We start from the raw sequence: 23756 nt of genomic DNA, 5'->3' as shown, positions 1-23756 counted from the left end.
CCGTCTACATGAATGGTCTCGCTTGCCGACACGTGTGTTCTGCCTTTCCTCACTGAACTGATTCCACTGGTTCACACCAGTGGTCCGGTCACCTCCCCGATTGGCCTTTACCTATGCCTGAACATCAACAGAAAGTGACCCGGCTCACTCACCGTGCACTCACTGCTCTCCTGCCGGTGCGCTCAGATACTGAACCCGGCCCGCCCCCCGGACACCACCGAGCGGACGCCGCCGAGCAGTTCGAAGCGCAGTTCCGTGGGCGGCTTCGCGTGCGCGGCCCAGGGCTCGGGCGGTTCCGTACCCGGGGGATTCCAGGCGTGTGCCGTGAGGCGGTCCCCGGGGAACACCGGGGCCGCGAACCGGCCTTCGAGGCGGACCAGATCGGCCGGATGAGCGCCCGCCGCCCGCGCCAGGGGAAGCGTCGCGGCCGCCATCGAGCACAGCCCGTGCAGGAACGGCCTCGGCTGCCCGGCCGCCCGTGCGGCGTCCGGGTCGATATGCATGGCGTGGCGGTCACCGAGCAGCCGGTAGAGCGCCGCCTGGTTCGGGGCGGTCGCCACCTCGGCCCGGTGGTCGGGCGGTTCCGGCGGGGCGGACGGTGCGGACGGGCCGCGTTCGCCGCCGAACCCGCCGCGCCCCGGGGCGAAGAGCGACCAGGTGGCGACGGAGCAGTCGCTGACCACGACGACCTCGAACACCGCGGCCGAGCCCTTGTCCCACACCTCGCTCACGTACGCCCGCATGGACAGCTTCCCGGAGCGCGGCAGCGGGGACATCACCTCGAGGCGCTGAGCCCCGTGGACCGCGGTACGGGTGTCGAACGCGCCCAGCGAGCCGAGTGCGTCGGGCGCCCACTGGGCGAGGGTGAGCGCGAAGGTGGGCAGCACCCGCAGCCGTTCCTCGAAGACCAGGTCCAGGTCGGTCGCGTCGGCGCCGATGGCGAGGGCGTAGAGGATCGCGTCCCGCTCGTCGTAACTGACCGTGCGCTCCCCCAGTTCACGGCCGCGCCAGGCACCCGCCGGGGTACGCGGCGGCGCGCTCACGCCGCGGCTCCCGGTACGGCTCCCGGTACGGCGGCGGATTTCCCGGGTGAACTCTCTCTGTCGCGCTGCCTCTTGACTGCGGACACGGCGGTCAGCTCCTGTCCAGGGCGGTTTTGAGGACTTTCCCCATGGCGTTGCGCGGGAACCGGTCGAGCACCACGACCTCGCGCGGCACCTTGAAGTTCGCCAGCCGCTCCCGGCAGAAGGCGATCACCTCCGCGGGGTCCGGCCGCTCGCCCGGCCGGGCCGTGACATAGGCCCGGCCCACCTCGCCCAGCCTCGGATCCGGTATCCCGACGACGGCCGCCTCGGAGATCTGCCCGTGGCGCGCGAGCAGTTGCTCGACCTCGGCCGGGTACACATTGAAGCCGCCGACCAGGAACATGTCCTTCAGCCGTCCGGTGACGGTGAGATTGCCGTCCGCGTCGAGGCACCCGACGTCGCCGGTGTGGAGGCGGCCCAGGGCGTCGATGGCCTCGGCGGTCGCTGCGGGGTCCTCGAAGTACCCGCGCATCACGTTGTATCCGCCCACCACGATCTCGCCGTTCTCACCGGGGCCGAGCGGGTTGCCCGCCGCGTCGACCACGGAGAGGTCAACGCCGTCGACGGCACGGCCGGAGGTCCCGGCGACGGTCCGCGCGTCGTCGTCGGCGGTGCACATGGAGACCATGCCGCAGGACTCGGTGAGCCCGTACGCGGTGAGTACGGTCAGCCTCAGCTCCTCCCGCATCCGCTCCACCAGCGCGACGGGCACGACCGAGGCGCCTGTGACGGCCAGGCGCAGGGACGAGGTGTCGTACGCGTGGCGGTCCGGGTGTTCGAGGATCGACGTGTAGATGGCGGGCGGACCGGGCAGCACGGTCACCCTCTCCTCGCTCACCAGCCGCAGTGTCTCCCGTACGTCGAAGACCGGCTGGAGGACCATCGTGGCCGCCCGGCCCAGACAGGCGAGGACTCCGGCCTTGTAACCGAAGGTATGGAAGAGGGGGTTGACGATGAGGTACCGGTCGCCGTGGCGCAGCCCGGCCCGCTCGCTCCAGGCGTCGAAGGCGCGGATGTTCTGGCCGTGTGCCGTCAGCGCGCCCTTGGGCCTGCCGGTGGTGCCCGAGGTGAAGAACATGTCGCAGGCGTCCGCTTCGCCGACCTCGGCGGCCCGTGCGTCGGCTGCCGCGTCGGACACGGGCCCGCCCGCGGCCAGGAACTCCTGCCAGCCGCGCGCCCCGGGGGCCACGTCGCCCCCGATGAGCACCACATCGAGCAGACCGGGCAGCGCGGGTACAGGGCCCCGGCCGCGTACGTCCGTGTCGGGGACGCCGGGCAGCGCGCCGAGGTAGCCGAGATAGTCGTGGCCCAGGAAGCCGTTGTCCACGAACAGGGTCCTGGCCCCGCTCCTGGCCAGCAGCCAGCCCGCCTCCTCACCCTTGTAGCGGGTGTTCACCGGCACCAGCACCGCTCCCGCGCCGAGCGCCCCGAGTGCGGCCACCACCCAGCGGTGGCCGTTGGGGGCCCAGACGGCCACCCGGTCACCGGGGACGACACCCGACGCCATCACGGCGGCGGTGGCGCGCCGCACCTGCAGGGCCAGTTCGCCGTAGGTCAGCCGGGTCCCGCCGTCGACGAGCGCCTCGGTGTCCGGGTGGCTCCGGGCCGTCGCGGCCAGCACGCCGGGAACGGTGCGGGCCGGCTCGTCCTGTGTCATGGAGACCCCTCGTCCGTCGGAATTCTCGGATGGATGCTCGGAATGAATGTTCGGTGCCCAATGCACTCTAGTTCACCTACCTAACGCTTGGTAGGTTGATATCGCACCAGCTCCCGGCCGTCCATGGCACAGCCGGGCCCGGACAGCACGGAGGCGGCTCATGACCATCAGGAACCCGGCGGACTTCACTGGACGGGCAGTTGTCGTCACGGGCGGCACCAAAGGCATCGGATACGCGATCGCCGAGGCGTTCCTCGGCGCGGGGGCCGAGGTCCTCGTGTGCGGCCGCGGCGAACCGGACGCCCTGCCCGCCGCGGGCGGACGCACCGCGGCCTTCCTCGCGGCGGATGTACGCGACCCCGACGCGGCGGCCGGCCTCATCGAGCACGCGGCGGCCCGGTTCGGCCGGCTGGACACGCTCGTCAACAACGCGGGGGGCTCGCCCGATTCGGACGCAGCCACCGTCTCACCGCGGTTCGTCGAGCGGATCGTCGCACTCAATCTGCTGGCCCCCTTCTACACGGCCCAGGCGGCCAACCTCGTCATGCGGACGCAGGACGAGGGCGGCTCGGTCGTGAACATCGGCAGCGTCTCGGGCCACGACCCGCAGCCGGGCACGGCCGCCTACTCGGCCGCCAAGGCCGGACTGCTCGGCCTGACCCGCGCCCTGGCGCTGGAGTGGGCGCCGCGAGTCCGCGTCAACCACATCACCACCGGGCTGATCCGGACCGCGAACGCGGCGGCCGTCTACGGCAACGACGGAGGTGCGGCGGTGGCTCGGACCATCCCCATGGGGCGGATGGCCGTGCCGTCCGACGTGGCCGACGCGTGCCTGTATCTGGCGGGCCGTCAGGCGTCGTACGTGAACGGCGCCGATCTCGCGGTGCACGGGGGCGGAGACGTCCCGGGCCGCTACCTCGCGGCACGCTCCGGCGACGCGGCCGCCGGCTGACGGGCCGGCGGGCCGACCACCGTGCGGGCACCCGTTCGCGGCGCCCGCACGGTGGCGCTCACTGCGCGCCGTACACCGGCTGCGGCGGTTCGGCCGCGGCGAGCAGCCGCAGCGCCGCCTCGCCCGCCTCGGCCGGCGTCCAGCGCGCCCCCTTGTCGGCACCCGGGCCGGGCCGCCACCCCTCCATGACGGTGATCCGCCCGGCCTCCGCCTCGAAGACCCGGCCGGTGACTCCGCCGGACGCCCCGGAGGCCAGCCAGACCACGAGCGGCGAGACGTTCTCCGGGGCCATCGCGTCGAAGCTGCCGTCGCCGGACGCGGCCATGGCGTCGGCGAAGACCGTCTCCGTCATCCGGGTGCGGGCGGCGGGGGCGATGGCGTTGACCTGGACGCCGTAGCGGCCCAGTTCAGCGGCGGCGACCAGGGTCAGCCCCAGGATCCCGGCCTTGGCCGCCGCGTAGTTGCCCTGCCCCACGCTGCCGAGCAGTCCGGCGCCCGAACTTGTGTTGATCACCCGGGCCTGCGGCGTCCGCCCCGCCTTGGCCTCCGCGCGCCAGTGCGCCCCGGCGTGCTTGAGCGCCAGGAAGTGCCCCTTGAGGTGGACCCGCATGACCGCGTCCCAGCTCTCCTCGTCGAGGTTGACGAGCATCTTGTCCCGCAGGAACCCGGCGTTGTTCACCAGGATGTCCAGCCGCCCGAAGGCGTCCAGCGCGGCGGTGACCAGGGAGGCCGCACCGTCCGTTGTGGCGATGTCCCCGCCGTGCGCGACGGCCTCGCCGCCCGCGGCGACGATCTCGTCCACGACGTCCTGCGCGGGACCGGCCGAGCCGCCCGCCCCGTCGAGCCCGACCCCCAGGTCGTTGACGACGACCCGGGCACCCTCGGCCGCCAGGGCGCGCGCGTGGGCACGCCCCAGCCCCCGGCCCGCCCCGGTGACGACGGCGACCCGCCCCGCGCAGATTCCCCCGCCGTTCCCGGCCGTACCGTCGGTCGTGCCTTGCGCGTTCTCTGACGTCATCCCACTTCTCCTCTTCGCTTCTTCGAACTTCTTCTGCTTCTTCGGGTTCTTCAGCTTCCTGGGCACTCGTACGGGCGAGGACGCCCGGCACCCCCTCCCGCCGTACGCGAACCACTGCTACCTTCTCACCTAACAAATGTTTGGTGGAAAGGTAGCTGATCTGCTCATGGGTGTCTCCACCTCAAGCCCGCTCAGCGGCGTCACCGTGGTCACCGTCGACTTCCCTCCGGTCAATGCGCTGCCCGTACAGGGCTGGTACGACCTGGCAGCGGCCGTACGCGCCGCGGGCAGCGACCCGGCCGTGCGCTGTGTGGTGCTCGCCGCGGCCGGGCGCGGATTCAACGCCGGAGTCGACATCAAGGAAATGCAGCGCACCGACGGCCATGAGGCACTGGTGGGCGCCAACGGAGGCTGCGCCGAGGCGTTCGCCGCGGTGTACGAGTGCGAGGTCCCGGTGGTCGCGGCCGTGGGGGGCTTCTGCCTGGGCGGCGGTATCGGCCTGGTGGGCAACGCGGACGCCATCGTGGCGAGCGACGACGCCACCTTCGGCCTCCCCGAGCTGGACCGGGGCGCGCTCGGCGCCGCGACCCACCTCTCGCGCCTGGTCCCCCAGCACCTGATGCGCACCCTGTACTACACCTCGCGCACCGCAACCGCGCAGGAACTGCACCACCACGGCTCGGTGTGGGAGATCGTCCCGCGCGCGGAGCTGCTGGACGCGGCCGTACGGCTGGCGGCGGAGATCGCCGCCAAGGACGGCACTCTGATCCGCCTGGCGAAGGCGGCCATCAACGGGATCGACCCGGTCGACGTCCGTCGCAGCTACCGCTTCGAGCAGGGCTTCACCTTCGAGGCCAACCTGCTCGGCGTGGCCGACCGGGTCCGTGACACCTTCGGAAGCAAGGAGAAGTCGTGACCAGCGACACACCCGGCAAGACCGGGCAGACCGGCCAGGCCGGAAAGATCATGACGCCGGACGAGGTCGTCGGGCGGCTGCGCAGCGGTATGACGATCGGGATCGGCGGCTGGGGTTCCCGGCGCAAGCCGATGGCGCTCGTCCGGGCCCTGCTGCGGTCGGACGTCACGAATCTGACCGTCATCTCGTACGGCGGCCCCGATGTGGGCCTGCTGGCCGCCGCCGGGAAGATCCGCAAGCTGGTGGCCGCCTTCGCGACGCTCGACTCCATCCCGCTGGAACCGCACTTCCGTGCGGCACGCCAGCGCGGTGACTTCGAGCTGACCGAGCTGGACGAGTCGATGTTCATGTGGGGGCTGACCGCGGCCACCCACCGGCTGCCGTTCCTGCCCGTACGGGCCGGTCTCGGCTCGGACGTGATGCGGGTCAACCCGGAGCTGCGTACGGTCACTTCACCGTACGCGGACGGCGAGGAGCTGGTGGCCGTGCCCGCGCTGCGGATGGACGCCGCGCTCGTCCACGTCAACCGGGCCGACGCGCGGGGCAACGGCCAGTACCTGGGCCCCGACCCGTACTTCGACGACCTCTTCTGCGACGCGGCGACCGAGGCGTACCTCTCCTGTGAACGCATCGTGCCGAGCACGGAGTTCGCCGCCGCGGGGTCGCCGCAGACCCTGCTGGTCGGCCGGCAGTCGGTGACCGGGGTCGTCGAGACCCCGAACGGGGCCCACTTCACCTCCTGTGTGCCGGACTACGGACGCGACGAGCCGTTCCAGGCGGCGTACGCCAAGGCCGCCGCGGACCCGGACGCCTGGCGGGAGTTCACCGCACGCTTCCTGTCCGGGGACGAGGACACGTATCAGGCCGCGGTCGCGGCGTTCGCCGAGGAGGGCGCATGAGCACACAGGACGCCACCGCCGATGAGCGGAGCGATGTCACCCGCGCCGAGTACTGCGTCATCGCCTGCGCAGAGGCCTGGCGGGGGGACGGCGAGATCCTGGCCAGCCCGATGGGGACCGTGCCCTCCGTCGGCGCCCGGCTCGCCCGGCTGACCTTCTCCCCCGACCTGCTGCTCACCGACGGCGAGGCGCTGGTGATCGGCGATGTCCCCGCCATCGGCGCCACACCGGAGGTCGTCGAGGGCTGGCTGCCCTACCGGCGGCACCTCTCCATGGTGACCGGCGGCAAGCGGCACGTGATGATGGGCGCCAGCCAGCTCGACCGGCACGGCAACCAGAACATCAGCTGCATCGGGGACTGGAAGCAGCCCACCAGGCAGCTGCTCGGTGTGCGCGGCGGCCCGGTCAACACCATCAACAACCCGACGAGTTACTGGGTGCCGCGGCACTCCACCCGGGTGTTCGTCGACAAGGTCGACATGGTCAGCGGTGTCGGCCACGACCGTGCCGCCGCCGCAGGCCCTTCGGCCACCCGTTTCCACCAGCTGCGCCGGGTCGTCACCGATCTGGCCGTGCTGGACTTCGAGACACCGGACCGGACGCTGCGGGTACGTTCGCTGCACCCCGGGGTGAGCGCGGCACAGGTGCGCGAGGCCACCGGGTTCCCGCTCTCGGTCGCCGACGACGTACCCCGTACCCGCGAGCCGAGCGCGGAGGAACTCCGGCTGATCCGTACGGTCATCGACCCTGCGGGTCTGCGCAACCGCGAGGTGCGGACGTGACCGGGGGCAGCGGCGGTACGGGCCCGGCCGCCACGCTCTCCACCCCGCTCACCGAGCTGGTCGGCGTGCGGTATCCGATCGTGCAGACCGGCATGGGGTGGGTGGCGGGGCCCCGTCTGGTGTCGGCGTCGGCCAACGCCGGGGCGCTGGGCATCCTGGCCTCCGCGACCATGACGCTGGAGCAGCTGCGCTCGGCGGTGCGCGAGGTCAGGTCCCGTACGGACCAGCCCTTCGGCGTCAACCTCCGGGCCGACGCGGGTGACGCCGCGGACCGCGTGGCCCTCATCATCGAGGAGGGCGTGCGGGTGGCGTCCTTCGCGCTCGCCCCTTCCGAGGCCCTGATCGGCCGGCTGAAGGACGCGGGCGTCGTGGTGATCCCGTCCATCGGCGCGCGCCGGCACGCCGAGAAGGTGGCCGCGTGGGGCGCCGACGCGGTCATCGTGCAGGGCGGCGAGGGCGGCGGGCACACCGGTGAGGTCGCCACCACCGTGCTGCTTCCGCAGGTCGTCGACGCGGTGGACATCCCCGTCGTCGCGGCGGGCGGTTTCCGTGACGGCCGCGGTCTGGTGGCCGCGCTCGCCCAGGGCGCGGCGGGCGTCGCCATGGGCACCCGCTTCCTGCTCACTTCGGACAGCACGGTGCCGGACGCGGTGAAGGCGGAGTATCTCGCGGCGGGCGTCAAGGACATCACGGTCACCACCAAGGTCGACGGGCTGCCGCACCGGATGCTCCGTACCCCGCTGGTCGCCTCACTGGAACGCTCGGGGCGGCCCGCGGCGCTGCTGCGGGCGCTGCGGCACGCCGCCGGTTTCAAGGCGCACTCCGGTCTCGGCTGGGCGGAGATGGTCCGCGACGGCCTGGCCATGAAGCACGGCAAGGACCTGACCTGGAGTCAGGTGCTGCTGGCCGCCAACACACCGATGATGCTCAAGGCGTCGATGGTGGACGGCCGCCCCGATCTGGGGGTGATGGCGTCGGGCCAGGTCGCCGGTCTGATCGACGATCTGCCGTCCTGTGCGGAACTCGTCGGCCGGATCATGTCCGAGGCCCACGGGACGCTGCGGTCGCTGGCCGCGCTGGAGGCCGGAGTCGCCTTCCCCGGGGCGTCCGCCGGGACCGGCTGAGAACACCGGGACATACAACGGCCGTGCCGTTCCCGACACTCCCAGGTGTCGGGAACGGCACGGCCGTTGCGTGGGAGACCCGTCAGAGGCGCTCGATGATGGTCACGTTGGCCTGGCCGCCGCCCTCGCACATGGTCTGGAGGCCGTAGCGCCCGCCGGTGCGCTCCAGTTCGTGCAGGAGCGTCGTCATCAGCTTGGTGCCGGTCGCCCCGAGCGGGTGGCCCAGCGCGATGGCGCCGCCGTTGACGTTGACCTTCCCCGGATCGGCTCCGGTCTCCTTCAGCCAGGCCAGCACCACCGGCGCGAACGCCTCGTTGATCTCGACCAGGTCGATGTCGTCGATGGACATGCCCGCCTTCTTCAGCGCGTACGCCGTCGCCGGAATGGGCGCGGACAGCATCCGGATCGGGTCCTCACCGCGGACCGAGAGGTGGTGGATCCGGGCCCGGGGCGTCAGCCCGTGCTCGCGTACGGCCCGTTCGGAGGCGAGCAGCATGGCCGACGCCCCGTCGGAGACCTGGGACGAGACACCCGCGGTGAGCCGGCCGCCTTCGACGACCGGCTTCAGCCCGGCCATCTTCTCCAGCGAGGTGTCCCGGCGCGGCCCCTCGTCGGTGGCGACATCCCCGTAGGCGACCGTCTCGCGTGCGAAGCGCCCTTCGTCGATGGCCCGGAGCGCGCGCTGGTGCGAGCGGAGCGCGAACTCCTCCATGTCGGTACGGGAGATGCCCCACTTCTCGGCGATCAGCTCGGCGCCGTGGAACTGGTTGACGGGCCGGTCGCCGTAGCGCGCCCGCCACCCCTCGGACCCGGCGTAAGGCCCTTCGGTCAGCCCCAGCGGCTCGGCGGCCTGCCTGCTGGCGAAGGCGATCGGAATCATCGACATGTTCTGGGTGCCGCCCGCGACGACGAGGTCCTGGGTGCCGGACAGCACCCCCTGGGCGGCGAAGTGCACGGCCTGCTGGGAGGAGCCACACTGCCGGTCGACGGTCACACCCGGCACCTCCTCGGGGAGTCCGGCGGCCAGCCAGCTCGTCCGGGCGATGTCCCCGGCCTGCGGGCCGACGGTGTCCAGGCAGCCGAATACGACGTCCTCGACGGCGGACGGGTCGATACCGGAGCGCTCCACGAGCGCCCGGAGCACATGCGCGCCGAGGTCGGCCGGGTGGACGGCGCTGAGCCCGCCCTTGCGCCGCCCGACCGGGGTGCGTACCGCTTCGACTATGTAGGCCTCGGCCATGACTGCTCCTCCATGGGAACCTGCTGGGGTTCCGGCCGTCGGCAACCGGCGGCCGGTCTACGTTTGCTGGTGCGGCCCGGACGCGATGCCTTCCAGCACCATCGCGAGGTACTGGCGGGCGATCTCCTCCGGGCTGTGCTGTCCGCCCGGCCGGTACCAGCTCGCGGCGACCCAGACGGTGTCGCGCACGAAGCGGTAGGTGAGGCGGACGTCGAGATCGCCGCGGAAGGCCCCATCGGAGACGCCGCGTTCGAGCGTTCCGAGCCAGGCCTTCTCGTACTTCTCCTGCGAGTCGGCGAGATAGCCGAAGCGCGGCTGCACGGAGAGGTACTTGGATTCCTTCTGGTAGATGGCGACAGCGGCACGGTGCCGGTCGATCTCCCGGAAGGACTCGGTCACAAGGGCTTCGATGGTCTCCCTGGGGCCGAGACCGGAGGCCAGTACGGCGTCGTAGCGGGCCCACAGTTCGTCCAGGAAGGTGGTCAGGATTTCATCGAGCATCGACTCCTTGGAGTCGAAGTGGTAGTAGAGGCTGCCGGCCAGGATCCCGGCCTCGTCCGCGATCTTCCGCACCGTGGTGGCGTTGTAGCCCTGGGCTGCGAACACCTCGGCTGCGGTGGCGAGCAGCTCCCTGCGCCGCGCGGGCGAGGGACTCATCGCGGGCTTCTTGTCGGCCGGCGCGTTCTTGGCTGCGGGCGCGTTCTTGGCCGGCACGTGGTCGGCCGGCGTGTTCTTGGCTGTAGGCACAGACCCATTGTCGTTCCCCGCTCACGCGTGCTGGCTGCTGACCGACACGGTCTCGCCGGTCATGTACGAGGAGTAGCCGCTGGCCAGGAAGACGATGACGTTGGCGATCTCCCACGGCTCGGCGTACCGGCCGAAGGCCTCGGCCTCGGTGAGCTGTTCGAGCAGTTCGGGCGTGGTGACCTTCACCAGGTGCGGGTGCATGGCCAGGCTGGGTGAGACCGCGTTGACCCGTACGCCGTACTCGGCGGCCTCGACGGCCGCGCAGCGGGTGAGCGCCATCACGCCGGCCTTCGCGGCCGCGTAGTGGGCCTGCCCGCGCTGGGCGCGCCAGCCGACGACGGAGGCGTTGTTGACGACGGCTCCTCCGCCGCCGGAGGCCCTCATCCGGCGCAGTGCGGCGCGGGTGCACCGGAAGGTCCCGTTCAGGGTGACGTCGATGACCTTGTCCCACTGGGCGTCGGTCATCTCGGTCAGATCGGCGGTTCCGCCGAGCCCCGCGTTGTTGACGACGAGGTCGAGCCGGCCGTGCCGTTCCTCGGCCAGGTCGAGGAGGGCGCCCACCTGCTCCTCGTCGGTGACGTCGCAGGCGGCGCCGGCGACCCGGTCCGCGCCGAACTCCTCCGCAAGTGCCCCGACGGTCTCGTCCAGGCGGCGGGCGTGGCTGTCGCCGAGTACGACGCGGGCGTCCTCCTCCAGGAACCGGCGCGCGGTGGCGCCGCCGATGCCCGCGCCGGCGGCCGCGGTGATCACTGCGGTGCGGCCGGCGAGCAGCTGGTGCCCGGGGAGGTACTGCGGGGGCTTGTTCACGGTTGTCCACCTCGCGATGCGGTCCGCTGCCGGGTGGCCCCGGTGCCGGATTCCTCGACGCTGCTCATGGCCGTAGGTTAACCTACCAAACACTTGTTAGGGAAGAACACCCGCCACCGAAGGAGCCGCCGATGACCGCCGACCACGAGGAGCCCGTGGTGCGCTACGAGCGGCAGGGCCACGTAGCCCTCGTCACCATGAACCGCCCGGACTATCGCAACGCCCAGAATTCCGCGATGACCTACGCGCTCGACCGCGCCTTCTACCGCGCGGCCGACGACAGCGAGGTCAAGGCCGTCGTCCTGGCGGGCGCGGGCCGGCACTTCTCCGCGGGGCACGACATCGGGACACCGGAGCGCGACGCGCACCTCCCCTTCGACCGCAGAGCGGGACTCTGGTGGGACCACTCGGACAAGACGGGTGCCGAGAGCCGTTTCGCCCGGGAGTCCGAGGTCTATCTGGGCATGTGCCGGCGCTGGCGCGAGCTGCCGAAGCCGCTGATCGCCTCCGTGCACGGCGCGTGTGTGGCGGGCGGGCTGATGCTCGCCTGGATCTGCGACCTCATCGTCGCCTCCGACGACGCGTTCTTCGCTGATCCGGTCGTACGGATGGGGATCCCCGGTGTCGAGTACTTCGCCCACCCCTGGGTGATGCCCCCGCGGATCGCAAAGGAGTTCCTCTTCACCGGTGACCGGATGAGCGCGCAGCGCGCCTACGAGGTCGGCATGGTCAACCGGGTCGTCCCCGCCGCCGAGCTCACCGACCGTACGCGTGAACTCGCCGCCCGTATCGCCGAGATGCCCCGGATGGGGCTGGCCCTGACCAAGCGCGCGGTCAACCAGGCCGAGGATCTGCAGGGCCTGCACACCGGTCTCGACTCGGTGTTCGGCCTCCACCATCTCGCCCACGCGCACAACGCCGAGACGGCGGCGGACTCGCTCGGCGGAATGGATATCGGCGCGATGAAGAAGGCAGGACGCTGATGGATCTCGACTTCTCCGCCACCGAGGACGCCTTCCGCGCCGAGGCGCGCGACTGGCTCACCGCACACGTCCCCGCCTCGTCCCTGCCCTCCCTGGAGACCGCCGAGGGTTTCGCGGCCCACCGCGCCTGGGAACGCACCCTGTCGGCCGACCGCTGGTCGGTGGTCTCCTGGCCCGCCCGGCACGGCGGCCGGGACGCCTCGATCCTGCAGTGGCTGATCTTCGAGGAGGAGTACTTCGCGGCGGGCGCGCCCGGCCGCGTCAGCCAGAACGGCATCAACCTCCTCGCCCCCACCCTCTTCGAGCACGGCACCCCCGAGCAGTGCGGCCGGATCCTGCCCGCCATGGCGAGCGGTGAGGTGATCTGGGCGCAGGCCTGGTCCGAGCCGGAGTCCGGGTCGGATCTGGCCTCGCTGCGCTCCACCGCGACCCGGACGGCGGGCGGCTGGCTGCTCAACGGCCAGAAAGCGTGGTCGTCGCGGGCCGCCTTCGCCGACCGGGCCTTCGGGCTCTTCCGCAGCGACCCGGACGCGGACCGGCCGCACCGCGGCCTCACCTATCTGATGTTCCCGCTGGACGCCGACGGCGTGACGGTGCGGCCCGTCGGACGCCTGGACGGCAAACCGGCCTTCGCCGAGCTCTTCCTCGACGACGTCTTCGTGCCCGACGCCGACGTCATCGGTGAGCCGAACCGCGGCTGGCAGGTCGCGATGAGCACCGCGGGCAACGAACGCGGCCTGACGCTGCGCAGCCCGGGGCGCTTCACCGCGGCGGCCGGACGGCTCACCGCACTGTGGCGCGCCGAGGCCGACCCGGACGACACCGCGCTGCGCGACCGGGTCGCCGACGCCGTGATCCGCTCGCGCGCCTACCAGTTGTTCACCTACGCCAACGCCTCGCGGATCGCGGCAGGCGGCTCCATCGGTGCCGAGTCCAGTCTGAACAAGGTCTTCTGGTCGGAACTGGACATCAGCCTGCACGAGACGGCGCTCGACCTGCTCGGCCCGTACGGCGAGCTCTCGGACGAGGCGGCGGACGCACCCGCCGACGGCGGCTGGGCCGACGGCTACACCTTCTCGCTTGCGGGCCCCATCTACGCGGGGACCAACGAGATCCAGCGCGACATCATCGCCGAGCGGCTGCTGGGCCTGCCGAAGGGACGCCGGTCATGAAATTCCTCCTCGACGACGAACAGACCGAGTTCGGCCGGACGGTGGACCGGATGCTCTCATCGGCCGACACCCCGGCTGCGGTACGGGCCTGGGGCGCGGGCGACACCGGCCCCGGCCGCGCGCTGTGGAAGCGGATCGGCGACGCGGGTGTGTTCGCCCTTGCCGTACCGGAGGAGCACGAGGGCATGGGCCCGCTGCCCGTCGAACTCGCCGTGTCCTTCATCGAGTTGGGTCGGCACGTCGTACCGGGACCGCTGGTGGAGACGGTAGCGGCGGGCGTTCTTCTCGGCGGGCGGGAGGGGTGCCAGGACACGGCGACGGCGGAGCGGTGGCTGCCGCGGCTCGCATCGGGACAGGCGATGGCGTCGCTGGCCCTGCCGGCGGGCGGACCGTACGCCCTGGACATGGACACGGCCGACGTCACCTTCGTAGTGGGACCGGGAGAGACGGAGCTGCACACGGCGTCCGGGCACGGCACCGTCCAGCCCTCGATCGATCCGGCCAGGCGGCTGGCGGTCCCGCACATCGCCGGCGGCGTCCCGCTCGCATCGGGCGCCGACGTCGGCGCGGCAGCCCGTACGGCCGCCGACTGGGCGACGTTCGCAACTGCGGCCCAGGCACTGGGAGTCGGCCTGGCACTGGTCGAGCGGACCGTGGCCTACGCCAAGCAGCGCACGCAGTTCTCCACCACCATCGGTGCCTTCCAGGCCGTGAAGCACCGGCTGGCCGATGCGCTGGTCGGGCTGGAGTTCGCGCGCCCGCTGGTGCACGGTGCCGCGGTGGCCCTGGCGGACAAGTCGCCGGACGCGGGGGCCGAGGTCGCGGCCGCGAAGGTGGCGGCGGGCGAGGCCGCCTACGCGGCGGCCCGTACCGCACTGCAACTGCACGGCGCCATCGGCTACACCGCCGAGTACGACCTGTCGCTGTGGATCCGCAAGGCCCGCGCCCTGCGCTCGGCCTGGGGCTCGCCGTCCGCCTGCCGGGCCCGGGTACTGGCCGCGCCGGGTGACTGAAGCCTCAGGAGGCACGACCGGAGTCCGGGGCTCCGCGACCGCTCGCAGTGGCGGTGGTCGCGGAGGCACCCGGACATCTCCAGGCAGCGCCCGGAGGACCCCGGAGGGCCCCGAAAGGATCCCGGGGGTTACTTCTCGACGACGCCGGAAGCCGCGATCTCGATCTTCGCCTTGGTGCCGCCGGAGCGGGATCCCAGCGCCTCGATCTTCTTCACGAGGTCCTGACCCTCGATGACCTCGCCGAAGACGACGTGCTTGCCGTCCAGCCACGGGGTGACCACCGTGGTGATGAAGAACTGCGAGCCGTTGCTGTTCGGGCCGGCGTTGGCCATCGACAGCAGGAACGGACGCTCGTGCTTCAGCGTGAAGTTCTCGTCGGCGAACTTCTCGCCGTAGATGCTCTTGCCGCCGGTGCCGTCGCCCCGGGTGAAGTCGCCACCCTGGAGCATGAACTCCGGGATGACGCGGTGGAAGGCGGAGCCGGCGTAGCCGAAGCCGTGCTCGCCGGTGGCGAGCTCACGGAAGTTCTGCGCGGTCTTGGGAACGACGCCGTCGAAGAGCTCGAAGACGATCCTTCCCGCGGCCTCGCCCTTGATGGTGATGTCGAAGAAAACGTTGGTAGACATGGAGACATCCTGTCACGTCCGTCCCGGAGCCCCAGGCCACAGGTCCGGCGCCCCGCCGGACGCAGCGATACGCATCCGGCGCGCCGCCCGGCCGGCGGCGGAACAGGGCCAGTCAGACGGCCTCGGACTGCTGCTCCTGCCGCGCCGCTCCCTCCGCTCCACCGGCCGCCGGCGCACCGCGCAGGGTGAGGAGCGAGGCGGCCCCGCCGGCCGCAGCGAGTACCGCGGCGCCGATCGACCGTCACGGGCAGCAGCGCGGCCCCGGAGGCGAACGCGCCGAGCCCCAGCACCTGCTGCAGATGGAGGTTGAGGAAGAACCACATCGGGATCCAGGCGGCGGCCATCAGCAGCTGGGCGATGTTGGCACCCGCCAGGTTGGGTGAACGCAGGATGGCGAGCCGCATCAGCGGCTCACGGCGCCGCGACTGGATGACGACGAACGCGGCGATCAGGGCGATCCCGGCCAGCAGGACGAGCCAGGTCCTGGGCGAGCCCCAGCCCGCTCCTGGGGCCCGCACCACCGCGAAGACGGCGATGGCCAGTCCCGCCGTGACCGTGACGGCTCCGGCGAGGTCGATGGAACCCCGGCGCGCCGGGACCGACGGCATGACGCCCGGCGTGATGGCCAGGACGGCGATCGCGATGGGGATGTTGATGTAGAAGACCCAGGGCCAGCTGGCGTACTGGGTGATGAGGCCGCCGAGGTCACCGCGAGCGCGGTCCGGCGCCGCGGATGCGGAGGTGCGGCTGAGTCTGACATCACTGCCCACATACCGGAGGGGGGTATTAATTCTTGGAGCTGCAACATACCCCCAGGCGGTACGCACCGCCAGCCCGATGCCACAGGTGGATCCGACTTGACGAGGTACCCCCATGGGGTATGTAGTCGGATGAGTGACCGGCGGTGAGAGACCGTCGGCGCGACCGAGAAGCAGGAGGCTTCGCCATGACCACCACCGCGTCCGCATCCCCGGCCGTCTACACCGTCAGCGGCATGACCTGCGCGCACTGCGTGAAGTCCGTCACCGAAGAGGTCTCCAGGATCGACGGCGTGATCCAGGTCGATGTCGACCTGCCCACCGGCAAGGTGACAGTGACGTCCACCGGCGCCGTGGACGACGCGGCGTTCGCCGCCGCCATCGACGAGGCCGGATACGAGGTCACCGCGGCGCCCGATGAGGCGTCGGGGAGTTGCTGCGGCAGCTGCCACTGATCCAGCGCCGCCCCGGCCGCCCGCGCACCGCGGGCGCCGGCCGCCACCGCCCGTACCCCACCCCCGCACGATCGGCACGGAGCCGCCGGCTCCCCGAAGGACAAGCGATGAACACCATCGGCAGGACAGCAACGTTCGCGGTAGGTCTCGCCCTGGTCTTCGGGAGGCCCGATGGGGTCCGGCCCTACCGCGCCACTGCCCCACTGCCTCACCGACCCGCGCGAAAGGCGGAGCGGGCCTGCCTGGCCCGGTCCGCCTTCGTCGCGTCATCCCCCGTCCCAGCAGTTCCGCGAGGGCCAATGCCATGTGCTGCGTGGCGAGTTGCTGTGGCAGACTGCGCCGACAAGGCGCTGGTCGGCCGGGGTGCGGTGGACTGCGGCAGTGCGGCAGTCGCCTCTCCCCCGGCCTCACCCAGGGGCCTGCCCCGTCCACTCCTCGCACAACGGAGCCCGCCATGACGGCAGCCGCACCCGCCCCCCGGATCGACACGAGCAAGCCGCACCCCGCGCGGGTCTACGACTGGCTGCTGGGCGGCAAGGACAACTACCCCGTCGACCAGGAGGTGGGCGAGAGCCTTCCGCCCGAGGCGAAGGACGCCGCCCGGCAGAACCGCGCGTTCATGAACCGCGCCGCGGCGTGGCTGGCGAGCAGCGGCATCGACCAGTTCCTCGACATAGGCACCGGCATCCCGACCCGGCCGAACCTGCACCAGATCGTCCAGCAGACCGTGCCGTCGGCGCGGATCGTCTACACGGACAACGACCCCATCGTCCTGCGGCACGCGGAAGCCCTGCTGGTCAGCAGCCCGGAGGGCGCGACCGACTACATCCAGGCGGATGTGCGCGAGCCGCAGACGATCATCGAGCACGCCAGGAAGTTCCTGGACTTCGACCGGCCGATCGCGCTCTCCCTGATCGCGCTGATGCACTTCGTGCCGGACGACCAGGACCCGTACGGCATCGTCGGCGCCCTGGTGGAGACGCTGGCACCGGGCAGCTGCCTGGTGCTGTCGCACGCCGCGTCGGACCGGTACGAGGAACTGGCGGCCTTGGTCACGGCGCAGTACGCGAAGGGCGGCATCCGGCTCGGCTTCCGCACCCACGGCGAGGTGGCCCGGTTCTTCGACGGAATCGATCTCGTCGAGCCTGGCCTGGTGACCGCGACCGAGTGGTTCAAGGACACGGCCGCCCCGGAAGCGGAGGGCAGCGGGATCTACGCCGCGGTGGGCCGCATCCGCTAGGGCCTCGGCCCCGGGAAGTCCCCTCCGGATGCCGCAAGGAACCGGCCTCCGCCGGGAGCGGCGCGGGCGGAGCACACTGGGTGGTACAGGATCCGTGTGATCAGGTGCGCGGCCGCCCGCGGTGGCCGCAGCCAGGAAGGGGATTCCTCATGTCGCACCGTGCCGCGCTGGGCACCGGCCACGGCGGAGCAGCCCCGCACTCGCATTCCGTGTTCTCCGGCCCCCACTGGGTCAGGACCGGGACTGAACCGCTGACGGCCTACAGCGCACTGGGTGCCCGTATGGTGCTCTCCGTCATCGCCCTGCCGCTGTTCGCCGCGGGGGCGGCGCTCCTCGCCCTGTGGGCGGCTTCGGCGCGCCCCCCGGGATCCCCGGGCACGGCCGTCCTGGTGGCCCTTGCCGCCGTCTGCGCTCTCTTCACCGCCGTGTCGGCCATCGACATCGCCGTCATCCGGCGCCGCCGCGCCGAGCGGCGGTGAGGTCCGGCCGCCTTCCCACTCCGCGTGCCGCGTCGCTCGTGCGGGTGGGTAAGGCCGGAAGCGGGCACACGAGGGATACGGATACCTCGTGCATCGCCCGCGCTCGCGGAGGGCATGGACCTCATGTCCCGCGTGAGGGCGCAAGGTGTCATTAGAGTCGCACCGCGGAGCATTCCGCAGACACTGGAGGCGGAGAGACTTGAACCGTGACGTCATGCTGGCCCTGGTCCCCGACGAGCAGGGCGTGCTGCATGTGGCAGCCGCCGACGTGAGCCACATGCTGCGGACGCTCGGCGCGGGCTGGCTCCAGGCGGTACGCGACGAGGCGTCGAACGCCGACGAGGACACCGTGGCCGCCCTCACCATCGAACTGGCGAAACTCGCCGACCAGATCGACGTCGAGTGCATCGCCCACACCTCCAAGGGAAGCGGGGACGGGGAGAGCCCCCTGAGCCCCTGAACTCCTGAGCCCCGGCATGCCCCGGGAGCGGTACGGCGGAGGGTGGGCCCGGGACCCGGGCCCACCCTCCGCGCGAGACGCGTCTACCAGATCGAGTCGACCCACTCGGGGTGGTCGATGAACGGGTTGCGGTTGTGCTGGTAGTCGCTGTAGATCACGTCGTTGCGGTGCTTCTCGAAGGCGTCGGGCGGGTCCTCGTCACTCCACTTCGTGAGCACGCTGATCCGGCCGATGGCCGGGGCCGATCCGTTGTCGACCTTGTCGCTCGGCTCCAGGTCCGGGAATCCGTCACCACCGTCGTACCGCACGGCCATGTAGAGGATCATGCGGGCGACATCCCCCTTGACCGCGTCGCGCGGCTCGAAGGAGTCCGAGTCGGTGTAGTTGCCGGGGGCTCCGGCGACCGCCGTGCCGCCGTTGTCGAAGTCCTTGTTCCCCCTGATGCCGTTCACCGCGACGTCCGCGGGCCGCAGGTGGTGAAGGTCGGTGCCCGGTCCGGTGGCCGTACCGAAGTCTCCGTGCGACTTGGCCCATACGTGCTCGCGGTTCCAGTCTCCCGTACTGCCGCCGCTGCTCGACTTGGGCACGGACTTCCCGGTGTACAGCTCGATCACGTCGGAGGAGTTGGCCGGGTCCTGGTCGGTGACCTCCAGCGCGTTCCAGACCTGGGCGTAGGTGACCGTCGACTGCTTGCTGATGATCGTGTGGAGGGCGCTCTTGAGCGCCGCGCCGGACTTGCCCTCGGCGTCCGCGTAGTACGAATCGTCCAGCACCCGGGAGGCCGTCGCCGCCGGGAGGGGGGCCGGGCGGGCCGCCGCGGGCGCGGGGGGTGCCACGCTCAGTGCGGCGACGGCCGCGAGAGCCGCGGCGGTCATCCATCTCTTCGCTGTAAGACGGGACATGTGGGGTGTCCTCTCCAACTGGCGCGCGATAGCACGTGGTTGATGTCATGTACGGTTCACAGGACACTGCCACGCCTCCCGGTCCGGCGTGTGAAGAACACGGAACGAGCGTGTGCTGATCTGCCGAACGCCCCGGCCCTGGACAATGGCCGTATGCAGCTCCGTATCGAAGCCTCCGGCCTCCCCGGCCGCACCAGTTCCGCCTTCGCCGACGCAGTCGACATCCACGTCGGCGTCCAGGCCAAGGACTGCCCCCAGGAAGTGGCCGCCCCGCACGCCGGCGACCTGCCGTCGGCCCGGTGGACGCTGGAGTGCACGGCGGAGCCGGGACCTGACGGCACCGTCGTCTCCGGTCCGTACATCCAGAACCGGTTCGGCGGACGCTTCGTCTATCTCTCCTGGACCACCGCGGACGAGGGCGGCACCGCCACCATGTTCCGGCGCGCCAAACTGATGCTGGACGCAGTCAGCCCCGAAGTACTCGACGCGGCCGTACGGTCAGGCCGTCTCACCGCCCGGCTGCGGCTCACCGACGGCCAGGGGCAGCCGCTCTGCGGTTCGGTGCGGCCCCCGCTGATCACCTGGACCGCCGAGCCCGCCGATTAGGTCCCGCCGACTAGGTCCCGCCGACTAGGTCGCCGGGCGCGCGGCTACGTCACATTCCGGCCATCGGTGCGGAACTGCCACGCCGATGCGGTGCGTTCGTCAGGGCGTCCGGTCTACGCTTCGCCTCCCGCTGCCGAACAGACGGAGGATCAGTGCCCCCCAAAACGCTCCGCGTTGCCGCCGTTCTGACGGGTGCCATAGCGCTCTCCGTCGCGTTCCTGCCCAGCGCGACCGCCTCCCCGGGCGGCTGGACCGAGTCGGGCACCTCCTACACCGGCTCTCTGACCGGCGGCGAGGGTGTCGCCAGCCGGGCGGACGGCTCGCTGCTCTTCCGCGGGCTCGCTTCGGTACCGCTGGACCTCCGCACCAAGGGCTGGAACCACGTCGGCGACCCGGACATCGCCGACGGCGATGTGTTCGACGCCTACCAGGGCGGGGACAGTGCGACATCGAAGATGTACGCGGTGACGACCCCCGACGGGAAGCGGTACGAGTACGTCCACCAACTCGACCCGGGCGAGAAGCTCAACAACTCCTTCGCCGCGGTCTCTCCGGACTCGCAGTGGATGGTCTCCGGGGAGTGGGGGGACCAGGACCGCCTCCAGGTCTTCCCGGCTCCGCTGCTGAATCCGGCCACTCCGCCCACGGGCGGGACGCTCCCGCAGGCCGGCCAGATCTCGCTGGACCGTACGGTGAGCGACATCCAGGGCTGCGACTTCGCATCGGACACCCGGCTGGTGTGCGTGTCCGACGACGAGGCCAAGGACCTGCTCCAGGTCGACCTCCCGCACGCCCTGGACGGCAGTGCGGTCACCGGCCGGGTGACGACACTGCTCCAGCTCCCCCGGCGCAGCATCTGCTCCGGCACCTTCGAGTCCGAGGGCGTCGACTACGACCCGAAGACGTCCACCCTGCGCGCCGAGGTGGTCCAGCCGGGCGCCTGCATCGTGTCCACGACGGTCTACTCGTACTCACCCGCCGGCTGATCCGGACGGCCGGTCTGGTCCGGGCGGCCGATCCCGACGGCTGAGCACTGCGGTCCCGGCCCGGGCAGTCCCGGACCGGGACCGGCCGACAGGTCCTACGCCCCGGCGCCGTCCGCCGTGCGGCAGTCGGGGTGGCCCCAGCCGTCCGCGTTCTTGGCGATGGGCTCACCGGTCGCATAGGAGCGGCCGCACCGGCAGCGGCCGGGGAACTTCGCGTTCAGCGTCCGCGACGAAGTGCGCTTCGCCGACGGCCCGGCCTTCGTGGCGCCCCCCGAGGGACGCCGGGACGCCCCGCCGGTGCGGACGGCGTCGGGCGCGGCGGGCGGCTGCGGGGAGCCGAGGTGGCTGCCCGCGGCCTGCTGCACGATTGCGGCCTGGCTGGCGGCCCGGTCGGCGAAGTCGTTGAGCGGGTCACCGTTGACCTGGTGCGCGGGGACGTAGCGGAACTCGACGGTACGGCCGGTGAGCAGCTCGTCGATCCGCATCACGAGTTCCTGGTTCGCGACCGGCTTGCCGGCCGACGTCTTCCAGCCCTTGCGCTTCCAGCCGGGCAGCCAGGTCGTGACCGCCTTCATCGCGTACTGGGAGTCCATCCGGATCTCCATCGCGACGCCGGGATCCACCGCGGCCAGCAGGCTCTCCAGAGCCGTCAGTTCGGCCACGTTGTTGGTCGCCGTGCCCAGCGGCCCCGCCTCCCAGCGGACCGGTACCCCCGCACCGTCGGCAATGACCCAGGCCCATGCGGCAGGTCCCGGATTTCCTTTCGACGCCCCGTCACACGCGGCGATAACGCGTTCAGCCATGCCCCCGATCATGCCAGCAACAGCGGCGGGCCCGGCACCGCGCCCTCACCGGGAGGCCCCGGCCGGGGACATCAGCACAGAGCGCCACCACCGATCCATCTCCCCCGACAATTCGGACACAAAGGTGATGAACTACCCCATAAAGACTGCACTATTTACCATTACTTGACCTGCGCTAGAGTATGAGCAGAGCTACCGCCTGCCCACCGGACCGGATCCGCCGAGACCGGGCGCGGTCGTACCACGCCTGCGGCAACCGTGCCCGCACACCGCCCCTGAATGCCTTTGATGGAGCCTTCCATGGAACCCGCCGCCCGCATCCGGAAAACCGGCCTGCCCGGAGTCGGAACCAGGTACGACCTCAACACCGATGCCGGACAGCACATTTCGGTCGTGGCACATCAGGACGGCCGGCGCATCCTCGCGTTCCACGACCCCGAGGACGACGACAGCTGCCGCAGCTCGACGCCGCTCGCCTCGCACGAAGCGGCCGCGCTGTCCCGGCTCCTCACACCGGCGCCGGTGGCCCAGCTGTACGAGCACCTGGAGATCGACCTGGTGAGCGAACGCATCGCGGTCACCAAGAGGTCCCCGTACGCGGGGCGGGTCCTCGGCGCCACTCAGGCGCGCACCAGGACCGGCGCCTCCATCGTCGCCGTGCTGCGGCGGACCACCGCATTCCCCTCTCCCACCCCGGACTTCCGCTTCGCCAGTGGCGACATCCTCGTTGTCGTCGGCACCCGCGAGGGCGTGGACGCCGTCGCGGAACTGATCACCGGAGGATAGACGCCTGTGCACGACATGTCCGCGCTGCTCATCGAACTCGGGGCGGTCATCCTTGCCCTGGGCCTCCTGGGCCGCTTCGCCGGCCGCATCGGCTTCTCCCCCATTCCGCTGTACCTGCTGGCCGGACTCGCCTTCGGCCACGGCGGGCTCATACCGCTGGACGCCAGCGAGGAGTTCACCGCCACCGGCGCCGAGATCGGCGTCATCCTGCTGCTGCTCCTGCTGGGACTCGAGTACAGCGCGTCCGAACTCGTCACGAACCTCAAGACGCAGTACCCCTCCGGAATCGTCGACTTCGTACTGAACGCGACCCCGGGCGCTGCCGCCGCGCTCATCCTCGGCTGGGGCCCGGTCGCCGCCGTCGCGCTGGCCGGTGTCACGTGGATCTCCTCATCCGGAGTGATCGCCAAGGTGATGGGGGATCTCGGCCGCCTCGGCAACCGGGAGACACCGGTCATCCTCGGCGTGCTGGTCATCGAGGACCTGGCGATGGCCGTCTATCTGCCGCTGCTCACCGCACTGCTCGCCGGGCTCAGCCTGGCCGGGGGCAGCCTCACCCTGCTGATCTCCCTCGGCACGGTCGGCGCGGTTCTCTATGTGGCGCTGCGCCACGGCCGGTTCATCAGCCGGGCGGTCTCGTCCGACAACCCGGAGATGCTGCTCCTCGTGGTCCTCGGGCTGACGCTGTTCGTCGCGGGGATCGCGCAGCAGCTCCAGGTCTCGGCGGCGGTCGGTGCGTTCCTGGTCGGCATCGCACTCTCCGGTGAGGTCGCCGAAGGCGCGCACAACCTGCTGACTCCGCTGCGGGACCTCTTCGCGGCCGTCTTCTTCGTCTTCTTCGGGCTGAGCACCAACCCGGCCGACATTCCGCCCGTCCTCGTCCCCGCGCTGCTGCTCGCGATCGTGACGGTGCTGACGAAGATCGCCACGGGCTGGTACGCGGCCCGCCGGGCCGGGATCAGAACCGCGGGACGGTGGCGGGCAGGCGGCACGCTGGTGGCCCGCGGTGAGTTCTCCATCGTGATCGCGGGTCTGGCGGTCGGCGTCGAGCCGCGCATCGGCCCGCTGGCCACGGCGTACGTCCTGATCCTGGTCATCGTGGGGCCGCTGACCGCCCGCTGGACCGAGCCGCTGGCACGCCGGCTCCGCCGCGGTACGCCGGACACGGCTCCGTCAGAGGCGCCGCGGACGACCGACGCGGTGGACACGGCGGATACGGCGGACGCGGCCGGCACGGCGGGGTCCCGCGGCTGACCGCCG

Annotated in this window: 26 protein-coding genes; 17 read left to right on the top strand and 9 right to left on the bottom strand. The window is 71.5% G+C overall.

The window, feature by feature from the left end; genetic code table 11:
- Window positions 1-182 precede the first annotated feature (182 nt).
- A complete protein-coding gene (locus tag OG210_RS31270; protein WP_328323436.1) occupies window positions 183-1043 on the bottom strand; it encodes a MaoC/PaaZ C-terminal domain-containing protein in 861 nt (286 codons plus the stop codon).
- 91 nt (window positions 1044-1134) lie between these two features.
- Window positions 1135-2742 (bottom strand): FadD3 family acyl-CoA ligase, encoded by a 1608-nt coding sequence (locus OG210_RS31265; protein ID WP_328323438.1) that lies wholly within the window; start codon window positions 2740-2742, stop codon window positions 1135-1137.
- Between the two features lie 160 nt (window positions 2743-2902).
- On the opposite strand from OG210_RS31265, the gene OG210_RS31260 reads away from it, so the two are divergent.
- Entirely contained in the window at window positions 2903-3694 is a 792-nt protein-coding gene (locus OG210_RS31260; protein ID WP_328323440.1) for an SDR family oxidoreductase, read from the top strand.
- A 58-nt stretch (window positions 3695-3752) separates the two neighbouring features.
- Here OG210_RS31260 and OG210_RS31255 read toward each other — a convergent pair whose 3' ends face one another.
- Entirely contained in the window at window positions 3753-4712 is a 960-nt protein-coding gene (locus OG210_RS31255) for an SDR family oxidoreductase (protein ID WP_371539896.1), read from the bottom strand.
- 166 nt (window positions 4713-4878) lie between these two features.
- Between OG210_RS31255 and OG210_RS31250 the strand changes: the two genes are divergently transcribed.
- Genes OG210_RS31250 through OG210_RS31235 form a run of 4 tightly spaced genes read left to right on the top strand, consistent with a single transcriptional unit; the run spans window position 4879 to window position 8433 of the window.
- Window positions 4879-5628, top strand: coding sequence for an enoyl-CoA hydratase family protein (locus tag OG210_RS31250; RefSeq protein ID WP_328323445.1), 750 nt, complete (start codon window positions 4879-4881; stop codon window positions 5626-5628).
- 50 nt (window positions 5629-5678) lie between these two features.
- The gene (locus OG210_RS31245) at window positions 5679-6527 is read left to right on the top strand and encodes a CoA-transferase (RefSeq protein WP_328335287.1); all 849 of its coding nucleotides are present in this window, start codon (window positions 5679-5681) and stop codon (window positions 6525-6527) included.
- Window positions 6524-7309, top strand: coding sequence for a CoA-transferase subunit beta (locus OG210_RS31240; protein ID WP_371539894.1), 786 nt, complete (start codon window positions 6524-6526; stop codon window positions 7307-7309). Before OG210_RS31245 ends, OG210_RS31240 begins: the two co-directional genes overlap by 4 nt.
- Window positions 7306-8433, top strand: coding sequence for a nitronate monooxygenase (locus tag OG210_RS31235; protein ID WP_328323449.1), 1128 nt, complete (start codon window positions 7306-7308; stop codon window positions 8431-8433). Before OG210_RS31240 ends, OG210_RS31235 begins: the two co-directional genes overlap by 4 nt.
- 82 nt (window positions 8434-8515) lie before the next feature.
- On the opposite strand, the gene OG210_RS31230 is transcribed toward OG210_RS31235, so the two are convergent.
- The 3 genes from OG210_RS31230 to OG210_RS31220 all read right to left on the bottom strand — a co-directional run bounded on the left by OG210_RS31230 (window position 8516) and on the right by OG210_RS31220 (window position 11227).
- Complete coding sequence (locus OG210_RS31230; protein ID WP_328323451.1) at window positions 8516-9673, bottom strand: acetyl-CoA C-acetyltransferase; 1158 nt, start codon at window positions 9671-9673, stop codon at window positions 8516-8518.
- 57 nt (window positions 9674-9730) lie between these two features.
- The gene (locus tag OG210_RS31225; protein ID WP_371540553.1) at window positions 9731-10330 is read right to left on the bottom strand and encodes a TetR/AcrR family transcriptional regulator; all 600 of its coding nucleotides are present in this window, start codon (window positions 10328-10330) and stop codon (window positions 9731-9733) included.
- Between the two features lie 111 nt (window positions 10331-10441).
- A complete protein-coding gene (locus tag OG210_RS31220; RefSeq protein ID WP_328323453.1) occupies window positions 10442-11227 on the bottom strand; it encodes an SDR family oxidoreductase in 786 nt (261 codons plus the stop codon).
- 131 nt (window positions 11228-11358) lie between these two features.
- Between OG210_RS31220 and OG210_RS31215 the strand changes: the two genes are divergently transcribed.
- From OG210_RS31215 to OG210_RS31205, 3 genes are read left to right on the top strand one after another with little or no spacing between them, the layout of a single operon-like run.
- Window positions 11359-12210, top strand: a complete 852-nt coding sequence (locus OG210_RS31215) for an enoyl-CoA hydratase (RefSeq protein ID WP_328323455.1) — start codon at window positions 11359-11361, stop codon at window positions 12208-12210.
- Window positions 12210-13382 (top strand): acyl-CoA dehydrogenase family protein, encoded by a 1173-nt coding sequence (locus OG210_RS31210; RefSeq protein WP_328323456.1) that lies wholly within the window; start codon window positions 12210-12212, stop codon window positions 13380-13382. The genes OG210_RS31215 and OG210_RS31210 overlap by 1 nt, the downstream gene beginning before the upstream one ends.
- Window positions 13379-14395: an acyl-CoA dehydrogenase family protein gene (locus tag OG210_RS31205; protein WP_328323458.1), complete on the top strand. Its 1017-nt coding sequence runs from the start codon at window positions 13379-13381 to the stop codon at window positions 14393-14395. The genes OG210_RS31210 and OG210_RS31205 overlap by 4 nt, the downstream gene beginning before the upstream one ends.
- A 128-nt stretch (window positions 14396-14523) precedes the next feature.
- Here the strand turns inward: OG210_RS31205 and OG210_RS31200 are convergent, their stop codons facing one another.
- Complete coding sequence (locus OG210_RS31200) at window positions 14524-15021, bottom strand: peptidylprolyl isomerase (protein ID WP_328323460.1); 498 nt, start codon at window positions 15019-15021, stop codon at window positions 14524-14526.
- A gap of 390 nt (window positions 15022-15411) precedes the next feature.
- Between OG210_RS31200 and OG210_RS31195 the strand changes: the two genes are divergently transcribed.
- The 5 genes from OG210_RS31195 to OG210_RS31175 all read left to right on the top strand — a co-directional run bounded on the left by OG210_RS31195 (window position 15412) and on the right by OG210_RS31175 (window position 18413).
- Window positions 15412-15681, top strand: a complete 270-nt coding sequence (locus tag OG210_RS31195; protein ID WP_371539888.1) for a hypothetical protein — start codon at window positions 15412-15414, stop codon at window positions 15679-15681.
- 286 nt (window positions 15682-15967) lie between these two features.
- On the top strand, window positions 15968-16234 hold the full coding sequence (locus OG210_RS31190) for a heavy-metal-associated domain-containing protein (RefSeq protein ID WP_328323462.1): 267 nt from the start codon (window positions 15968-15970) through the stop codon (window positions 16232-16234).
- Window positions 16235-16688: 454 nt separating this feature from the next.
- Window positions 16689-17474 (top strand): SAM-dependent methyltransferase, encoded by a 786-nt coding sequence (locus OG210_RS31185; RefSeq protein ID WP_328323464.1) that lies wholly within the window; start codon window positions 16689-16691, stop codon window positions 17472-17474.
- A 149-nt stretch (window positions 17475-17623) separates the two neighbouring features.
- Window positions 17624-17953, top strand: a complete 330-nt coding sequence (locus OG210_RS31180; protein ID WP_328323466.1) for a hypothetical protein — start codon at window positions 17624-17626, stop codon at window positions 17951-17953.
- A 199-nt stretch (window positions 17954-18152) separates the two neighbouring features.
- Entirely contained in the window at window positions 18153-18413 is a 261-nt protein-coding gene (locus OG210_RS31175; protein ID WP_328323468.1) for a DUF6213 family protein, read from the top strand.
- An 83-nt stretch (window positions 18414-18496) separates the two neighbouring features.
- On the opposite strand, the gene OG210_RS31170 is transcribed toward OG210_RS31175, so the two are convergent.
- Window positions 18497-19315, bottom strand: a complete 819-nt coding sequence (locus OG210_RS31170; RefSeq protein WP_371539884.1) for an endonuclease I family protein — start codon at window positions 19313-19315, stop codon at window positions 18497-18499.
- A 153-nt stretch (window positions 19316-19468) separates the two neighbouring features.
- Between OG210_RS31170 and OG210_RS31165 the strand changes: the two genes are divergently transcribed.
- Together OG210_RS31165 and OG210_RS31160 are read left to right on the top strand one after the other, a co-directional pair.
- Window positions 19469-19921 carry a DUF5990 family protein gene (locus OG210_RS31165; RefSeq protein WP_328323470.1) on the top strand — a complete coding sequence of 151 codons (453 nt, stop codon included), beginning with the start codon at window positions 19469-19471 and terminating at the stop codon, window positions 19919-19921.
- Between the two features lie 152 nt (window positions 19922-20073).
- Entirely contained in the window at window positions 20074-20907 is an 834-nt protein-coding gene (locus tag OG210_RS31160) for a hypothetical protein (protein WP_328323472.1), read from the top strand.
- Between the two features lie 95 nt (window positions 20908-21002).
- Here OG210_RS31160 and OG210_RS31155 read toward each other — a convergent pair whose 3' ends face one another.
- Window positions 21003-21722, bottom strand: coding sequence for a ribonuclease H (locus OG210_RS31155; protein WP_328323474.1), 720 nt, complete (start codon window positions 21720-21722; stop codon window positions 21003-21005).
- A 288-nt stretch (window positions 21723-22010) separates the two neighbouring features.
- On the opposite strand from OG210_RS31155, the gene OG210_RS31150 reads away from it, so the two are divergent.
- Together OG210_RS31150 and OG210_RS31145 are read left to right on the top strand one after the other, a co-directional pair.
- A complete protein-coding gene (locus OG210_RS31150) occupies window positions 22011-22496 on the top strand; it encodes a TrkA C-terminal domain-containing protein (RefSeq protein WP_328323476.1) in 486 nt (161 codons plus the stop codon).
- A gap of 6 nt (window positions 22497-22502) precedes the next feature.
- Window positions 22503-23750 (top strand): cation:proton antiporter, encoded by a 1248-nt coding sequence (locus OG210_RS31145; protein WP_371539880.1) that lies wholly within the window; start codon window positions 22503-22505, stop codon window positions 23748-23750.
- The last annotated feature ends 6 nt before the right edge of the window (window positions 23751-23756 follow it).

This window comes from Streptomyces sp. NBC_00466 (genome assembly GCF_041433995.1).
Lineage (GTDB): Bacteria > Actinomycetota > Actinomycetes > Streptomycetales > Streptomycetaceae > Streptomyces.
This window is presented reverse-complemented; position numbering and strand designations above follow the sequence as displayed.

Excerpts from the sequence above, each read along its gene's own strand:
- OG210_RS31260 (WP_328323440.1), top strand. The coding sequence starts at position 2,903 with ATGACCATCAGGAACCCGGCGGACTTCACTGGACGGGCAGTTGTCGTC.
- OG210_RS31150 (WP_328323476.1), top strand. The coding sequence starts at position 22,011 with ATGGAACCCGCCGCCCGCATCCGGAAAACCGGCCTGCCCGGAGTCGGA.
- OG210_RS31200 (WP_328323460.1), bottom strand. The coding sequence starts at position 15,021 with ATGTCTACCAACGTTTTCTTCGACATCACCATCAAGGGCGAGGCCGCG.
- OG210_RS31170 (WP_371539884.1), bottom strand. The coding sequence starts at position 19,315 with ATGTCCCGTCTTACAGCGAAGAGATGGATGACCGCCGCGGCTCTCGCG.
- OG210_RS31185 (WP_328323464.1), top strand. The coding sequence starts at position 16,689 with ATGACGGCAGCCGCACCCGCCCCCCGGATCGACACGAGCAAGCCGCAC.
- OG210_RS31225 (WP_371540553.1), bottom strand. The coding sequence starts at position 10,330 with ATGAGTCCCTCGCCCGCGCGGCGCAGGGAGCTGCTCGCCACCGCAGCC.
- OG210_RS31165 (WP_328323470.1), top strand. The coding sequence starts at position 19,469 with ATGCAGCTCCGTATCGAAGCCTCCGGCCTCCCCGGCCGCACCAGTTCC.
- OG210_RS31205 (WP_328323458.1), top strand. The coding sequence starts at position 13,379 with ATGAAATTCCTCCTCGACGACGAACAGACCGAGTTCGGCCGGACGGTG.
- OG210_RS31180 (WP_328323466.1), top strand. The coding sequence starts at position 17,624 with ATGTCGCACCGTGCCGCGCTGGGCACCGGCCACGGCGGAGCAGCCCCG.
- OG210_RS31190 (WP_328323462.1), top strand. The coding sequence starts at position 15,968 with ATGACCACCACCGCGTCCGCATCCCCGGCCGTCTACACCGTCAGCGGC.
- OG210_RS31155 (WP_328323474.1), bottom strand. The coding sequence starts at position 21,722 with ATGATCGGGGGCATGGCTGAACGCGTTATCGCCGCGTGTGACGGGGCG.
- OG210_RS31210 (WP_328323456.1), top strand. The coding sequence starts at position 12,210 with ATGGATCTCGACTTCTCCGCCACCGAGGACGCCTTCCGCGCCGAGGCG.
- OG210_RS31245 (WP_328335287.1), top strand. The coding sequence starts at position 5,679 with ATGACGCCGGACGAGGTCGTCGGGCGGCTGCGCAGCGGTATGACGATC.
- OG210_RS31255 (WP_371539896.1), bottom strand. The coding sequence starts at position 4,712 with ATGACGTCAGAGAACGCGCAAGGCACGACCGACGGTACGGCCGGGAAC.
- OG210_RS31240 (WP_371539894.1), top strand. The coding sequence starts at position 6,524 with ATGAGCACACAGGACGCCACCGCCGATGAGCGGAGCGATGTCACCCGC.
- OG210_RS31250 (WP_328323445.1), top strand. The coding sequence starts at position 4,879 with ATGGGTGTCTCCACCTCAAGCCCGCTCAGCGGCGTCACCGTGGTCACC.
- OG210_RS31230 (WP_328323451.1), bottom strand. The coding sequence starts at position 9,673 with ATGGCCGAGGCCTACATAGTCGAAGCGGTACGCACCCCGGTCGGGCGG.
- OG210_RS31215 (WP_328323455.1), top strand. The coding sequence starts at position 11,359 with ATGACCGCCGACCACGAGGAGCCCGTGGTGCGCTACGAGCGGCAGGGC.
- OG210_RS31265 (WP_328323438.1), bottom strand. The coding sequence starts at position 2,742 with ATGACACAGGACGAGCCGGCCCGCACCGTTCCCGGCGTGCTGGCCGCG.
- OG210_RS31195 (WP_371539888.1), top strand. The coding sequence starts at position 15,412 with ATGGCGAGCCGCATCAGCGGCTCACGGCGCCGCGACTGGATGACGACG.